Raw genomic sequence first — 15,266 nt, forward strand, 5'->3', positions numbered from 1 at the left:
TCTGGCGCATCAGGTTGCTGCCGAAGGCCTTTGTTCCTGTCACTCTTATTGCCGAACAAAAAAGCCGGGCGGTGCCCGGCTTTTTATCTGTTCTGGAGTGCTTCAGCTCAGACCGGCTTCAGGAGCACGTGCTTTTTCTTGCCGAGCGACAGTTTGACGATGCCGTCGCCGGTCAGATCAGCAAGCGTGATCTGGCGCTTGTCGTCCTGCTCGCCCTTGTCGTTGATCTTGACCGCGCCACCCTTGATGTTGCGGCGGACGTCTCCATTCGAGGCGCAAAGGCCTGCACTCACGAATGCGGATAGCACACCGATACCGGCTTCCAGTTCGGCCTTGGCAATTTCCACCGTCGGCAGGCCTTTGGCGGATTGGCCTTCTTCAAATGCCTTGCGGGCGGTCTCGGCAGCAGCTTCAGCATTTTCCCGACCATGGATCAGGGCAGTCGCTTCCGTTGCCAGTATCTTCTTGGCCTCGTTGATCTCCGAGCCTTGCAGTGCCGCAAGACGGGCGATTTCGTCCATTGGAAGAACTGTGAAGAGCTTCATGAAACGCTCCACGTCGGCGTCTTCCGTGTTGCGCCAGTACTGCCAGTAGTCATAGGCGGAAAGCTGCTCTTCGTTGAGCCACACAGCGCCGGCGGCAGTCTTGCCCATCTTTGCACCCGACGACGTGGTCAAAAGCGGAGAGGTGAGGGCAAAGGCTTCGACTTCTGCCAGACGGCGAACGAGATCGGTGCCGGACAGGATGTTGCCCCACTGGTCGGATCCGCCCATCTGTAGTCGGCAACCGGTGCGACGGTAAATCTCCAGATAGTCGTAGCCCTGCAGGAGCATGTAGTTGAATTCGAGAAAGGACAGATGCTGTTCGCGTTCCAGACGCAGGCGCACGCTGTCGCGCTGGATCATCTGGTTGACCGAGAAATGCCGGCCAATGTCGCGAAGGAAGTCAACGTAATTGAGCTTCAGAAGCCAGTCCGCATTGTCCAGCATGATTGCGTCTGTCGGGCCGTCACCGAAGGTGAGAAGTTTCTCGAAGACCTTGCGGATGCCGGCCTTGTTATCCTCGATCAGCTCTTCGGTGAGCATCTTGCGGGATTCGTCCTTGCCGGACGGATCACCGACGCGCGTGGTGCCGCCGCCCATGAGGGCAATCGGCCGGTGGCCGGTCTTCTGGAACCAGTGCAGCATCATGATCGGCACGAGAGACCCGGCATGAAGGCTCGGTGCGGTGCAATCGAAACCAATGTAGGCCGTTACAGTTTCTTTCGCGCAAAGCTCGTCCAGGCCCTTTGGGTCCGAGATCTGATGAATGAAACCGCGTTCTGAAAGAACGTTTAGAAAGTCCGATTTGAACTCGCTCATAGTCGCCTGTCCGTCCGTCTTGTGTGCCTGCCGGCATTCCTGCGGTCGTGCTCTAGCGCGTGCCGCAGGACTTGTAAATTGCGCCTGCCGGAAAATCAGGACGCTGCAGCGCTCTGCCGCTGGTTAGTTGCCGACCTGGCCGTTGGCGCGCACCTTCACACAGACGAATTTCAATTCGCCCCCCTCCCAGGCAAGGCGCATGCCTTCCGAGAGTGTCCGCGGAACGGCTTCGCTCAGTGCGGCCTGACATTCCGCTTCATCCTGAAAAGTGCCTTCATCGGCGACCGGCCAGACATTGGGACCGCTCAAAAGCTGAATGGATACGGCCATAATCACCCACATGGATAACTCCTACTTATTTGTGAGACCCCAGGTCCCCAACGTTTTCCCAACACGCCCCGTCACACACACTGGCGAAAGTGACGCAGCGTGATCACGGTCACAGCCAACATAGCAGGCGACGCCTACATTCAATTCATCAGCAGCGCAACGAAAGCCGCTGTTCAACAATTGAAAGGAGCCGTCATGTTTCGCAAGTTTGCAATAGCCGCCGTCGCAGTCGCCACCATGGCAACCGCTGCCGTCACCATTACCCCGAACGAAGCTCATGCCAAGAACCGTCATGGTGGCGCGATTGCCGCAGGTGCTATCATCGGCCTTGCTGCCGGCGCTATCATCGCCTCCCAGGCTCAGCCGCGCTACTACCAGCCGGTCCGTTGCCAGAACCGGCCCGTGACCCGGTGGAGCCCTTACCATGGTCGATATATCGTCGTCGGATACCAGCGCGTCTGTTACTGATCTCATCCACAGCACAAGCGAATGGCCTCCTTCGGGAGGCTTTTTCGTCTTGAGATTTGGTTGAACCTCCTTTTCAACACGGGACAGTGAAATTATTCGTCCGGTGTTCCATGTCTTCCTTTCCCTCGCTCTCTCCCACTCGCGTTCATGGCCTCATATGCGGCACTCTGGAACCCGGCCCCCTGAATACCCTTGCGGACATCGATGGTATTGCGGTTGGGCACAGAACCGTGTGCGAGGGCGACCTCAGAACCGGTTTCACGGCAATCGTGCCGCACCCGGGCAATCTCTTTCGCGAGAAACTTCCTGCCGCCGTCGAGGTGATCAACGGCTTCGGAAAGAGTGCTGGTTTGATACAGGTCGATGAACTCGGGACGCTGGAAACGCCGATCCTTCTGACCAACACCTTTGGCGTTGGAACCGGTGTGAACGCGCTCATCCGCAGGGCAATTGCCGAAAATCCTGAAATAGGCCGTTCCACAGGCACCATCAATCCTGTGGTGATGGAGTGCAATGACGGCTACCTGAGCGATATTCAGGCAATGGCCTTGAGCGAAGCCGATGCGGAAGCGGCTCTGAAGGCTGCAGGTTCGACGGTGGAGCAGGGCAGTGTCGGGGCGGGAACGGGCATGAGCGCGTTCGGCTTCAAAGGCGGTATCGGTTCGGCCTCGCGCGTCTTTGAGCTAGGAGGCCGTCAGCACAGACTTGCCGCCCTGGTTCTTGCCAATTTCGGTCGCCCCGGAGACCTTGTCCTGCCGGATGGAAGCAGACCGCATCCCAAGGAGGCGCGCCATAGCGAAGAACGCGGTTCGGTCATCGTTGTTCTGGCGACTGATGTGCCTCTTGAAAGCCGGCAACTGAAACGCATTGCCCGCAGAGCCGGGGCGGGTTTGGCGCGGCTGGGTGCCTACTACGGCAATGGAAGCGGCGATATCGCACTTGCCTTTTCAACTGCCTGCAAGATTGCCCATTTCGAGGAGGGAGATTTCGTCGTTCGCGATATTCTCAAGGAAGACAAGATCGATGTCCTGTTTCAGGCAGCAGCTGAAACGACGCAGGAGTCTGTACTCAATGCGATGATCGCGTCTCCCGCCATGCGTGGGAGGGGGCGTAGCAAACGGCCGTCTCTTGCCGATTGGCTTGACGGACACGCCTAGGTCGCTCGCGATTTTCTCGTGCAGCTTGTCATGCTGGCCAAGGCTGCTTGAGGAACCGTCGGTGGTAACCTACTCACTTTTGCGCTGAGACATGGAAAGCGGGTTGCTCGGAAAACAAAAAGGCCGGGCAAATGCCCGGCCTTTCCGCTTGTTTGAACCCGAAGGGATCAGACAGAGTAGTACATGTCGAATTCGACCGGGTGCGGGGTCATTTCGAAACGCTCGACTTCTTCCATCTTCAGTTCGATGTAAGCGTCGATCTGGTCGTCGTCGAACACGCCGCCGGCTTTCAGGAACTCACGGTCTGCATCGACTGCTTCCAGTGCTTCGCGCAGGGAGCCGCAAACGGTCGGGATTTCTGCAAGTTCTTCGGCCGGAAGGTCGTAGAGGTTCTTGTCCATCGCGTCGCCCGGGTGGATCTTGTTCTTGATCCCGTCGAGGCCGGCCATCAGCAGGGCGGAGAAGCAGAGGTACGGGTTCGCGGACGGATCCGGGAAGCGAACTTCAACGCGCTTAGCCTTCGGTGAGGCGGTGAACGGAATACGGCAGGAAGCCGAACGGTTACGCGAGGAATAGGCCAGCAGAACCGGTGCTTCGTAGCCCGGGACCAGACGCTTGTAGGAGTTGGTCGACGGGTTGGTGAAGGCGTTCAGGGCCTTGGCGTGCTTCAGGATACCACCGATGAAGTACAGGCAGCTTTCCGAAAGGTCGGCATACTGGTTGCCGGCAAAGGTCGGCTCGCCGTTGTTCCAGATGGACAGGTGGCAGTGCATGCCGGTGCCGTTGTCACCGAATACCGGCTTCGGCATGAAGGTGGACGTCTTGCCGTAGGCATGTGCGACCTGGTGGACGACATACTTGTACTTCTGCATGTTGTCGGCGCAACGGGTCAGGTGATCGAACTTCATGCCGAGTTCGTGCTGTGCAGCAGCCACTTCGTGGTGATGCTTTTCTGTCGGAACGCCCATTTCGGCCATGACGGACAGCATTTCGGAACGGATGTCCTGCGCGCTGTCGATCGGCGGAACCGGGAAGTAGCCGCCCTTCGTGCGCGGACGGTGGCCCAGGTTGCCCGTTTCGTACTCGGAACCCATGTTGGACGGCAGTTCGGAGCTGTCGAGCATGAAGCCGGTGTTGTACGGGTCTGCAGTGAAGCGGACGTCGTCGAACATGAAGAATTCAGCTTCCGGGCCGACGAAAATGGTGTCGCCGAAGCCGCCGGACTTCACGTAGGCTTCTGCCTTCTTCGCGGTCATGCGCGGATCGCGGTTGTAGCCTTCACCGGTGACCGGGTCGACGATGTCGCAGAAGATCGCCATGGTGGACTGTGCGAAGAACGGGTCGATGTGTGCGGATTCCGGATCCAGGATCAGCATCATGTCGGACTCGTTGATGGCCTTCCAGCCTGCGATTGACGAACCGTCGAAAGCGACGCCTTCAGCGAACATGTCTTCGTCAACGAGTACTACGTCCATGGTGACGTGCTGCATTTTACCCTTAGGATCGGTAAAGCGCAGGTCGACGAATTTCACGTCTTTTTCCTGAATCTCCTTAAGGATTTCAGCGGCAGTGGTCATAATGTCCATCCCTTTAGTTTTTCATGTGAACGGTTGGGTACTGTTCCGGCCCGGCAGAGTGTCTTAAATTTGGCTCCGTTGCGTGGGACCGGAATTCGGATTGCCGGCGAATGCCGGAATGGGTGGGTCAGATAGCGTCTATGCCGGATTCACCGGTACGGATACGGACTGCTTCTTCGATATTTGAAACGAAAATCTTGCCGTCGCCAATGCGGCCTGTTTGCGCAGCGGATCTGATTGCGTCAACGGCTTTCTCGACCATGTCGTCGCCAAGTACAATTTCCACTTTCACCTTCGGCAGGAAATCCACGACATATTCAGCGCCGCGATAGAGTTCCGTGTGGCCTTTCTGACGGCCGAAGCCCTTGGCTTCCGTAACGGTGATGCCCTGGAGACCGACCTCTTGCAGAGCTTCTTTGACCTCGTCCAATTTGAAGGGTTTGATGATCGCTTCGATCTTTTTCATCACCTTGTGTCTCTCTCCACTTTTAAGGCCGGATAATTTCGGCGTGCCCTTTTCCGATCCTGCGGGACAAAACGACCCGGTCGGGCCCGGAAGGGACCGTTGCAAGCTATAAAGCACGATGTGTGCCAAACGGCCATGACAACCCGTAAATTTTACCCGCGCAGGGAAATCCGCCACTAAAAGCGGCAAATTCCATCAGCGGGGTGGTGGTCAGTCGCCTATCTCATTTGTCATATGATCACAAAATAAGCAAAGAGCCTAAAAAATAGGCTGAATTTTAGCAATCGGATGAGATTGCCCTGCTCAGTGGTTGCATGATTTTGCACAATCTCAAGTCAATCGACAGCTCCATCCGGCGCTGCCGGGTGCTTTGCTCCGATGTACGGGCAGTTCCTGGCTGATTTCCGGAATGAGGAACCATCCCCGCCCTTACGCGTTGCAGAAGAACTGGAATATGGAGACGGCTATGCTTTTCTACGCTTTGGCTGTGGTGGCCATTGCTCTCGTCGCAGGTTTGTTCGGGTTTTTTGGAATGGCGGGCATGTCGGCTTCGATTGCACAAATCTTGATCGGGCTGTTCCTTGCAGTTTTTGTGCTTTCCCTGATTGCGGGCATGCTACGAAGGTAGCAACGAATATCCTGGACCCACGAAACGCCATCGGGGTTCGCTTCTTTTGAGTTTAATGTGAGGTTATCCGTGCGCAGGCTCACATGGCATAACGCCAGCCAGTCTGATGAGCAGCTTCGAGAATATCTCATTCTCGCATTGCTTCGTTCGCGTGCCTGCGTGACCTTGCAGGACGACGCGCTTCAATACCTTTATATCGCGAACCTGCCTCACATATGGTCGGTGCCCGAGGGAGAGACCCCGAAGGACGAAACGGTCTTCGGTCATTCCGTGGGCAGGCAGCTCGATGACGCCAAGAAGACAGTGCTGGAGACGGGGCGTTCGGAAAAGCTCGAGGTGATGGCTGAAGGTGGCCACGTTTTCGAGATCCACATCGAAACGATTTCCGGTGTTGAAGGCATCACCCAGGTGCTGACAACCGTTGTCGATGTTACGGAAAGCCGCCGACGAGAGCAGGCGCTCAAGGATTTGCTGCTGGAAGTCAGTCACAGATCGAAGAACCTTCTGGCTGTCATCCAGAGCCTGGCAGGCCAGTCCGCTCGCTACGCCGGGTCGCTCGAGCAGTTTCTTGCCGAGTTTCAGGGGCGGATCTTTTCCCTTTCAAATTCACAGGATCTTGTGACGGAAGCTGACTGGTTCGGTGTTCGCCTGTTCGATCTTGCCCGAGCTCAACGCGCGCTGTTTGATTCAAAGCGGGTCATTCCCATCTCCATGACGGGCGAAAACCCTTTGCTGACCCCCAATGCTGCGCTTTACATCGGCCTGGGCTTGCATGAATTGATCGCCGCAACACTGGACGTCGGCTGGGCTTCGGCTGACCAGGGAATATTGCTCACCTGCAAAACGGTGATGAGGCAGGGCCGGTTGTGCCTCGTTCTCAACTGGAATGCAGGAGAGAGGGGCAGGGTAGACACCAAAAAGGCGCTTGCCGCAGGTGAAGCAGATGGTGACAGAACCGCATTTTCCGCCTTGCTGCTCGAAACAGTGCTGCCGCAATCCCTGAGCGGGTCTGCCGAATTGAGCATCTCCTCTGACGGAATAGATTACAGCATGGTGTTTCCGAAAACTGAGTACAACGTTCGGCAGGAGATGGGTGAAGACCTCCTCCGGGCTTAAATTCTGCGTTCAAATTCTTCACTGCTTGCAGTAACTCATTCGGCTGGTCGGCGGTTGTAGGGCGTTCTCGGAATGGTTGTTTTTAAATACTTCAATGAATATTGAAATTAACAAATGTTATGATGATATTTTGAAATTTGTTGTTGGTTCTACAAGTGATTTTTGTTGCTTGCATCGTGAAAACTTCCTAATTCTGTTGTCCCCATACCTTCTTCCCGGATCAGGCCCGCGGCGATGAAAAGACACATTCCCCTTCTTGTGTTCGTGATAAGTGCCGCTATTGGCCTGTCGCTGACCTACGTCATTCTGGACAGGGAGCGAGCGGTTGAGCGGCGGGAATTCGAAATACTCGCAGAAGAGGCTGTCGACCGGATCCGCGGGCGCACCGAGCAGAACTTTTCTCTCATTGCAGCCACGCATTCGTTTTTCGAAGCGGATGGCGGAGCCATGTCGAGGGCCAAATTCCAGAGCTTTGCCCTTGGCCTGTTCCTGAAGGGGCATTTGTCCGGCATGCAGGGTATCGGCTTTGCCAAGCTGATGCAGACCGGCAGGGAAGATGAAGCAAGCCTGGCATTGCAGCAGAATTACGAACTGGACCGTCAGGTCTGGCCCGAGACGGACCAGGCGCATCGTACCCCCATCATACTTCTTGAGCCGCTGGACCTGCGAAACAAGGCTGCACTCGGCTTCGACATGTTCAGTGACGAAACCCGCCGCAAGGCCATGCTGGCGTCCGCAGACACCTTCACAGTCAAGGTATCAGCCCCTGTCATGCTGGTTCAGGAAATCACGGAGGAGAAGCAGACGGGATTCCTGGCGTATCTCCCGCTGGCAAGTGAAGAGGAAGCTGCCGGAGAAAAACTGAACGGCGAAGAAAGCATCCAGGGCTTTGTCTATGCGCCTTTCCGTGCCGGGGATCTGCACAAGGCTGCCCTGACTTCTCCGACCCCGGTACCGGTTCTTGTCAACACGACCGACGTGACGGACGAGCAGCCGGAGCACCTGTACACCTCTGAAGACTATGAGGCGCGTGCCGCGGAAGCTGAAAATCTCGTGACACGGCAGATAGAAGTCGGTGGACGAATTTGGGAAATCTCCGTTATCGAAGCCGCTTCAAAGGACAACGCCTTTCTTTATTGGCGTACCTTCATGCTCGGGTCGATATCTCTGCTTTTCTCCGCTGCGCTCGCGGTTTCGATTCGCTCCCGCCTGCGGGCGAGAGAGGCCAATCAGCGCCTGAAGGAAATGTCTGAAAAGACGATCCAGGAAAAGGATCTGATGCTTCAGGAAATGAAGCACCGGATCAAGAATTCAATTGCACGCATTCTCGCGATTGCTCGCCAGACCGCCGGTGCCTCCGAAAGCCTGGAGGAATTCAATGATTCGTTCAGCTCTCGCCTGCAGGCCATGGCGAATGCGCAGGATCTGTTGACCCGGTCCAGGTGGTCGAAGGCGGACTTGAAAGCATTGCTTCTGCAGGAACTGGAGCAGGTCTTTGGTGAGGGGGCAAAGGGCATTAAGCTTGCAGGCCCGGCCGTTCAACTGAACGAGACCGGCACCCATGCGCTTGGTCTGGTGTTTCACGAGCTTGCAACGAATGCGATGAAATATTCCGATGTCTTTGCTGATGACGGACGCTTCGAGGTTATCTGGAAGGTCTTGCCGGCCAAAAAAGGCAAGCAGCTTGAGCTCGACTGGCTTGAGGAGACCGGAAAAGTGATTGAAGCTCCGAAGAACTTTGGCTTCGGCAGCAGGCTCATGGAAGCGCTGGTGGCTGGTGAGATGAATGGCAAGATCGATCGGCAGTTCACCGAGAAGGGTGTTGCCATCCGGATTTCCGTGCCTCTGGTCTGAGAATCGGCTGCTGGGCCATGATTTGCCCGAGTGCATTCTCAAGCGCCGTTTGAACATGGAAGGGACTGCCTAAAAATGAGCCAGCATGGCACGGCCCTGGATTATGTGTTGCTGACCCCGCAGGAGATGGCGAAAGCCGATCGACTGACCATTGAGGGGGGTGTTCCAGGTATCGAACTCATGGAGCGGGCCGGCCAGGCTGTGGCACGTGCTGCGGCGCGGATGGTTCCGGCTTCAGGTCGGATAGTCATTCTATGCGGTCCTGGCAACAACGGGGGTGACGGTTTCATTGCGGCGCGTTGTCTGGCGGCAGCCGGATACGGCGTTGATGTCAGGTTGCTCAAAGCGCCCGATGCTCTGAAGGGGGATGCGCTTGAAGCCTTTCGGCGCATGGGGCTTTCTTATGCACTTGCTGTTGAGGGCGATCATATCGCGAGCGATCTAGGCGCTTTATTGGATGGCGCCAATCTGATCGTGGATGCTCTCTTCGGGGCAGGGCTGGACCGCGCTTTAGGCGGTGCCGCCGAAGCTTTGGTGAAAGCTGTCAACAAGTGCGGCGCACCTGTTCTTGCTGTTGATCTTCCTTCCGGAATTCAGGGCGCAGACGGTGTTGTCAGTGGTGAAGCAGTCAGTGCGCAAGAGACGGTCACGTTCTTTCGGCAAAAGCCGGGGCATTTGCTTTATCCCGGTCGTCAAGCCTGCGGCCGGGTTACAGTTGCTCAGATTGGCATCGATGCAACCGCTCTCGATCAAATCGCGCCCGATACTTTCATCAATGGGCCGGACCTCTGGCTTGACCATTGGCCACAATTTGCGCCGACCGGTCACAAGTATTCCAAAGGGCATGCGGTTGTCTTTGGCGGTCCGGTCACGGCAACCGGTGCTGCGCGGTTGTCGGCCGGCGCTGCGCTGCGGGCGGGGGCGGGGCTCGTAACATTGGCGTCACCGCCGGATGCGCTTCTGGTCAACGCAAGCCATCTGACGGCGGTAATGCTGAAGAAGGTTGCCTCTGAAAACGGTATTCGCGAACTCTTGTCGGACAAGCGCCTCAACGCGGTACTGATCGGTCCGGGCTATGGTGTTGGTGAAAAGACCCGATCGGCGGTAGCGGAGATCCTGGACTGTAACCGGGCAAGCGTGTTCGATGCCGATGGTCTGACGAGTTGCGCCGATGATCGCGCTCCGTTTTTCGAAAGCATCAGGTCGCATAACGCGCCGGTCGTTCTGACGCCGCATGAGGGAGAGTTTGCTCGCCTTTTCCCGGAACTTGCAGGTAGCAAGCTGACCCGTGCCAGGGAGGCAGCACGAATGTCCGGAGCTGTCGTGATTCTGAAGGGGCCGGACAGCGTTGTCGCTGCGCCGGATGGGCGTGCGGCAATCAATTGCAACGCACCTCCATGGCTTGCAACGGCCGGGTCTGGTGATGTGCTTGCCGGAATTGTAGTCGGTCTGCTTGCGCAGGGTGTTTCCGGCTTCGAGGCGGCTGCCATGGCCGTTTGGCTACATGGCGAAGCAGGCCGGGAGGCCGGGCCGGGGCTGATCGCAGAAGATCTTGAGAGTGCCCTGAAACCCGCGCTTCGCGCACTTGTGGAGAAATCCGATTTACGGTGAGGCAGGGCACTGCTTTTTCCTTTGACGGGAAAATCAGCGATGCTATAGAGGCCCCGCTTCAATCGCAGGGTGGTTTGCCACTTGTTGCGACGCGGATGTGGTGAAATTGGTAGACACGCCAGATTTAGGTTCTGGTGCCGCAAGGCGTGGGGGTTCAAGTCCCTCCATCCGCACCATTCTTCAAAGTGATTTCCATCCTGTAGGCATTCGGCGCTTGTCGTTCGACGTTGCGCTTTTTGTCGAGAACCATCGCATTTGGTAGCCGGGTTTTTGGTCACGAGGTACTCGGCCTGGTCGGTCACCGTTGACTGTGCGGAATTGTTGCGCGGCGCAAATGTGCGTTCCGTGTGGCTTCAGCAGTGCGGGCCGGTCTGGTCAAGCTCTGGCCAAGCTCTGGTTTGGCGTGGTCTGGCATTTGGTTGTCAGGATCGGCGACGGGGAGCGGTTCTTAACTGCAGGCCAGCGAGGTGGGCGGAATTGGCTTCCGGCTCCTGGAAGAGACCAAATCCCTTGGTCGAAAGAGCTTATTTTAGGCGATTTACGCCAGCAAAACCCCGCTCTCCCCTTGACACTTTCGGGCCTACGCAGTATCGCGCTCCCATCGTGCGTCTTGGAGTCTCTTCAAGGCGATGCATGGCCGTTTGAACGCTCCCGGCAAAAGGGGAGTGCAGGCGATGTGGCACACGGGATTTTAAAAACGAAACCTCCGGGGCGGATTGCCGCTCGGGACCGAGGACGACAAAACCCATGCAGGTAACCGAAACCCTCTCCGAGGGCCTCAAGCGTGAGCTGAAAATCGACATTCCGGCTGGTGATCTCGCCGCCAAGCTCGACGATTACATGGCCGACCTGAAATCCAAGGCCAACATCAAGGGCTTCCGCCCTGGCAAGGTTCCGCTCGCCCATCTGAAAAAGATGTATGGCCGTCAGGCCATGGCCGAGATCCTGTCGAACACCATCCAGGAAACCACCCAGAAGGCTGTTGAGGAGCGCTCCGAGCGCCCGGCTCTTACCCCGGAAATCGATCTGCCGGAAGAAGATGCTGAAAAGATCATGGCTGGTGACGCCGATCTTTCCTTCAAGATGACCTACGACATTCTGCCGAGCTTCGAGATCGTTGATTTCGCCGGTATCGAAATCGAGCGTCCGGTCGTTGAAATCGCTGAAGAAGAAGTCGACGAGCAAGTTTCCCAGATCGCTAAGAACAACGCACCGTTCGATGCGAAAGACGGCGCGGCTGCAGACGGCGACCGCGTGACCATGTCTTACCTGGGCAAGATCGACGGCGAGCCTTTTGAGGGCGGTGCCGACGAGAACGGCATGCTGGTTCTGGGTTCCGGTCAGTTCATCCCGGGCTTCGAAGAGCAGCTTGTTGGCGTCAAGGCTGGCGACGAGAAGGTCATCGAAGTGTCCTTCCCGGAAGAATATCCGGCTGCACATCTGGCCGGCAAGGCTGCCACCTTCGACATCGTCGTCAAGGAAGTTGCCGCACCGGGTGAAGCCAAGGTCGACGACGAGTTCGCTAAGAACCTCGGCCTTGAGTCTCTCGACAAGCTGAAGGAAATCGTCCGCGGCCAGATCGAAGGCCAGTTCGGTCAGATGACCCGCCAGCGCGTGAAGCGTCAGCTGCTCGACAAACTGGACGAGCATTATTCGTTCGATCTGCCGGAAAAACTGCTGAACTCCGAGTTCGACGTTGTCTGGCGCCAGGTCGAAGAAGACATGAAGCGCAACGAGAAGACCTTCGAAGATGAAGAGACCACGGAAGAAGAAGCGAAGGCGGAATACCGCAAGATCGCTGAGCGCCGTGTTCGTCTCGGTCTGGTTCTGTCCGAAATCGGTGAGCAGAACAACATCCAGGTGACCGACGAAGAACTGCAGCGCGCGCTTTACGACCGCGTCCGCCAGTTCCCGGGCCAGGAACAGCAGGTGTTCGAATTCTACAAGAACAACCAGCAGGCTCTGGCTTCCCTGCGTGCGCCGATCTACGAAGAAAAGGTCGTCGACTTCATGCTGGAGCTCGCCAAGGTGACCGACAAGACGGTGACCAAGGAAGAGCTGGAGAAGCTGGTCGCCGAGGAAGAAGACGAGGCTTAAGGTCAATCCGCTTTCGGGGGAATGCTCTCGAAAGCGGCCAGATTGGCCGGTTGGTTTTCCCGTCTATCCCCAGATGTGGCCGCAGATTTAACCTTGCATTCACGCCGCATCTGTCATGACTTTGCGTTGAGGGCGACATCCCATATATACGGGGTGTCGCTTTTTTCGAGTCAGGCCCTGAATCGATGCGCTTCATGGCCTGTTTCCTGCCCGGAGACCCTCCGGGCAACATCTCAAGCATATGGATGAGGTATGAAGGATCCTGTCGATATCTACATGAACACTCTCGTGCCGATGGTTGTCGAGCAGACCAACCGGGGAGAGCGGGCCTTCGATATCTATTCGCGCCTGCTGAAGGAGCGCATCATCTTCCTGACCGGCCCGGTCGAGGATCACGTGGCAACCCTGGTAAGCGCACAGCTTCTGTATCTGGAAGCTGAAAACCCGACCAAAGAGATCGCGATCTACATCAATTCGCCGGGAGGTCTCGTGACCTCCGGTCTTGCGATCTATGACACCATGCAGTTCATCCGCCCGGCTGTGTCGACGCTCTGCATCGGCCAGGCAGCCTCCATGGGCTCGCTTCTGCTTGCCGCAGGCGAGAAAGACATGCGCTATATCCTGCCGAACGCGCGGGTCATGGTGCATCAGCCGTCCGGCGGGTTCCGCGGTCAGGCTGCCGACATCATGCTTCATGCACAGGAAATCCTGGCTATGAAGCGCCGGCTGAATGAAATCTACGTGAAGCACACCGGACGCACACTCGACCAGGTCGAGGAGGCACTGGAACGTGACAACTTCATGACCGCTGACAAAGCTAAGGAATTCGGGATCGTCGACAAGGTGATCACCGACCGCAACACGCTTGGCGGCGACGAAGAGAAGTGAGGGACTTACCCGGCTTTAATCATGGATTGAATTTCCACGCTTAAAGCCGGAAAATCCCCAGGTGATGCCGGGTTTTCATCTTCGCCTTAAACCTATATTGATTTTTAATGGCGAAGCATGATGACATTACATGGTGAGGTGGCGACTGTGCGCCGCTTCAGAACCGGTTCAGTCATAATTTGGCCGCAACCGGAGAGATAAGGGGAAACACTCCCCGTAAACGCGAGGTTGACTACATGACCAAGGCCAGCGGCAGCGATTCCAAGAATACGCTTTACTGCTCCTTCTGCGGCAAGAGCCAGCATGAGGTTCGCAAGCTGATCGCCGGCCCGACTGTTTTCATTTGCGATGAATGTGTCGAGCTGTGCATGGATATCATTCGCGAGGAGAACAAATCCTCGCTGGTGAAGTCACGGGACGGGATCCCGACCCCTCAGGAAATTCGCGACGTCCTGGATGACTACGTCATCGGGCAGGGCAGCGCGAAGAAGGTTCTATCGGTCGCCGTTCACAACCATTACAAGCGCCTCAATCACGCATCGAAAAACAACGATGTCGAGCTGGCGAAATCCAACATCCTTCTGGTCGGCCCGACCGGTTGCGGCAAGACCCTGCTTGCGCAGACCCTTGCCCGCATTCTGGACGTGCCTTTCACCATGGCTGATGCCACCACGCTGACCGAAGCCGGTTACGTGGGTGAGGACGTTGAAAACATTATCCTGAAGCTGCTGCAGTCCGCCGACTACAACGTCGAACGCGCGCAGCGCGGCATCGTATACATCGATGAGGTCGACAAGATCAGCCGCAAGGCCGACAATCCGTCGATCACCCGCGACGTTTCGGGCGAAGGTGTTCAGCAGGCACTTCTGAAGATCATGGAAGGCACCGTTGCTTCCGTGCCGCCCCAGGGTGGCCGCAAGCATCCGCAGCAGGAATTCCTGCAGGTGGACACGACCAACATCCTGTTCATCTGTGGCGGCGCCTTTGCGGGCCTCGACAAGATCATTTCCGATCGTGGCACGCAGACCTCCATCGGGTTCAAAGCGCAGGTCCATGCACCGGAAGATCGCCGGATCGGCGAACTCTTCTCGGTACTTGAGCCGGAAGATCTGCTCAAATTCGGTCTTATCCCCGAATTCGTCGGCCGTCTGCCGGTTATCGCAACCCTGGAAGACCTCGACGAGGAAGCCCTGGTTACGATCCTGACGGAGCCGAAGAACGCTCTGGTCAAGCAGTACCAGCGTCTTTTCGAAATGGAACAGGTGGAACTGTCCTTCCACGAGGAAGCCCTCAAGGCGATCGCTCGCCGGGCCATCGAACGCAAGACCGGTGCACGCGGCCTGCGTTCGATCCTCGAAGCCATCCTGCTCGATACGATGTACGAGCTGCCGGGCCTGAAGGGTGTCAAGGAAGTCGTGATCTCTCCGGAAGTCGTGAAGGGCGAGGCACGCCCGCTCTATATTTACGAAGATCGGGAAGAAACGTCGGCTACCAGCGCCTGAGGCGCTGAGGGCTGTTTCAAGAAACCGTGAATAAATGCCGCTCAACTTGAGCGGCATTTTGTTTTTGGGCGGTCATGCACTTGTTCGGGGCCGTTTTCCACCGGTGCAATGAGTCGTCAACAGACAAGACTTGTGGGCAGCAACCGATTGCCTTGACACCGGCAGGTCTGGTGTCCACCTAATAGACCTAAGGACGGCTTATGCGGATTGT

Annotated in this window: 13 protein-coding genes and 1 tRNA gene; 10 read left to right on the forward strand and 4 right to left on the reverse strand. The window is 56.9% G+C overall.

Annotation, left to right across the window (positions count from 1 at the left end; all coding sequences use genetic code 11):
* Positions 1 to 107: 107 nt before the first annotated feature.
* Complete coding sequence (tyrS, locus tag FIU93_RS19010; protein WP_152506450.1) at positions 108 to 1,361, reverse strand: tyrosine--tRNA ligase; 1,254 nt, start codon at positions 1,359 to 1,361, stop codon at positions 108 to 110.
* 123 nt (positions 1,362 to 1,484) lie between these two features.
* On the reverse strand, positions 1,485 to 1,703 hold the full coding sequence (locus FIU93_RS19015; RefSeq protein ID WP_022998411.1) for a hypothetical protein: 219 nt from the start codon (positions 1,701 to 1,703) through the stop codon (positions 1,485 to 1,487).
* Positions 1,704 to 1,886: 183 nt separating this feature from the next.
* On the opposite strand from FIU93_RS19015, the gene FIU93_RS19020 reads away from it, so the two are divergent.
* Together FIU93_RS19020 and FIU93_RS19025 are read left to right on the forward strand one after the other, a co-directional pair.
* The gene (locus FIU93_RS19020; protein ID WP_031268405.1) at positions 1,887 to 2,159 is read left to right on the forward strand and encodes a hypothetical protein; all 273 of its coding nucleotides are present in this window, start codon (positions 1,887 to 1,889) and stop codon (positions 2,157 to 2,159) included.
* A gap of 110 nt (positions 2,160 to 2,269) precedes the next feature.
* Positions 2,270 to 3,316, forward strand: coding sequence for a P1 family peptidase (locus tag FIU93_RS19025; RefSeq protein WP_152506451.1), 1,047 nt, complete (start codon positions 2,270 to 2,272; stop codon positions 3,314 to 3,316).
* 167 nt (positions 3,317 to 3,483) lie between these two features.
* Here FIU93_RS19025 and glnA read toward each other — a convergent pair whose 3' ends face one another.
* A complete protein-coding gene (gene glnA / locus FIU93_RS19030; protein WP_055656579.1) occupies positions 3,484 to 4,893 on the reverse strand; it encodes a type I glutamate--ammonia ligase in 1,410 nt (469 codons plus the stop codon).
* Between the two features lie 127 nt (positions 4,894 to 5,020).
* A complete protein-coding gene (locus FIU93_RS19035; RefSeq protein WP_006934743.1) occupies positions 5,021 to 5,359 on the reverse strand; it encodes a P-II family nitrogen regulator in 339 nt (112 codons plus the stop codon).
* Between the two features lie 466 nt (positions 5,360 to 5,825).
* Between FIU93_RS19035 and FIU93_RS19040 the strand changes: the two genes are divergently transcribed.
* The 8 genes from FIU93_RS19040 (at position 5,826) to clpX (ending at position 15,055) form a co-directional block, all read left to right on the forward strand.
* A complete protein-coding gene (locus FIU93_RS19040; RefSeq protein WP_031268407.1) occupies positions 5,826 to 5,987 on the forward strand; it encodes a DUF1328 family protein in 162 nt (53 codons plus the stop codon).
* 69 nt (positions 5,988 to 6,056) lie between these two features.
* A complete protein-coding gene (locus FIU93_RS19045) occupies positions 6,057 to 7,103 on the forward strand; it encodes a sensor histidine kinase (protein WP_152506452.1) in 1,047 nt (348 codons plus the stop codon).
* Between the two features lie 234 nt (positions 7,104 to 7,337).
* A complete protein-coding gene (locus FIU93_RS19050; protein ID WP_152506453.1) occupies positions 7,338 to 8,957 on the forward strand; it encodes a CHASE domain-containing protein in 1,620 nt (539 codons plus the stop codon).
* A 75-nt stretch (positions 8,958 to 9,032) separates the two neighbouring features.
* Positions 9,033 to 10,568 (forward strand): NAD(P)H-hydrate dehydratase, encoded by a 1,536-nt coding sequence (locus FIU93_RS19055; protein ID WP_152506454.1) that lies wholly within the window; start codon positions 9,033 to 9,035, stop codon positions 10,566 to 10,568.
* 91 nt (positions 10,569 to 10,659) lie between these two features.
* A tRNA-Leu gene (locus FIU93_RS19060) sits at positions 10,660 to 10,744 on the forward strand.
* A gap of 571 nt (positions 10,745 to 11,315) precedes the next feature.
* Positions 11,316 to 12,665, forward strand: coding sequence for a trigger factor (tig, locus tag FIU93_RS19065; RefSeq protein WP_055654535.1), 1,350 nt, complete (start codon positions 11,316 to 11,318; stop codon positions 12,663 to 12,665).
* Between the two features lie 252 nt (positions 12,666 to 12,917).
* On the forward strand, positions 12,918 to 13,553 hold the full coding sequence (locus tag FIU93_RS19070) for an ATP-dependent Clp protease proteolytic subunit (protein WP_022998420.1): 636 nt from the start codon (positions 12,918 to 12,920) through the stop codon (positions 13,551 to 13,553).
* A gap of 236 nt (positions 13,554 to 13,789) precedes the next feature.
* Positions 13,790 to 15,055 carry an ATP-dependent Clp protease ATP-binding subunit ClpX gene (gene clpX / locus FIU93_RS19075; protein ID WP_022998421.1) on the forward strand — a complete coding sequence of 422 codons (1,266 nt, stop codon included), beginning with the start codon at positions 13,790 to 13,792 and terminating at the stop codon, positions 15,053 to 15,055.
* The last annotated feature ends 211 nt before the right edge of the window (positions 15,056 to 15,266 follow it).

The sequence above is a fragment of the Labrenzia sp. THAF35 genome (assembly GCF_009363595.1).
GTDB classification, from domain to species: domain Bacteria; phylum Pseudomonadota; class Alphaproteobacteria; order Rhizobiales; family Stappiaceae; genus Roseibium; species Roseibium algicola.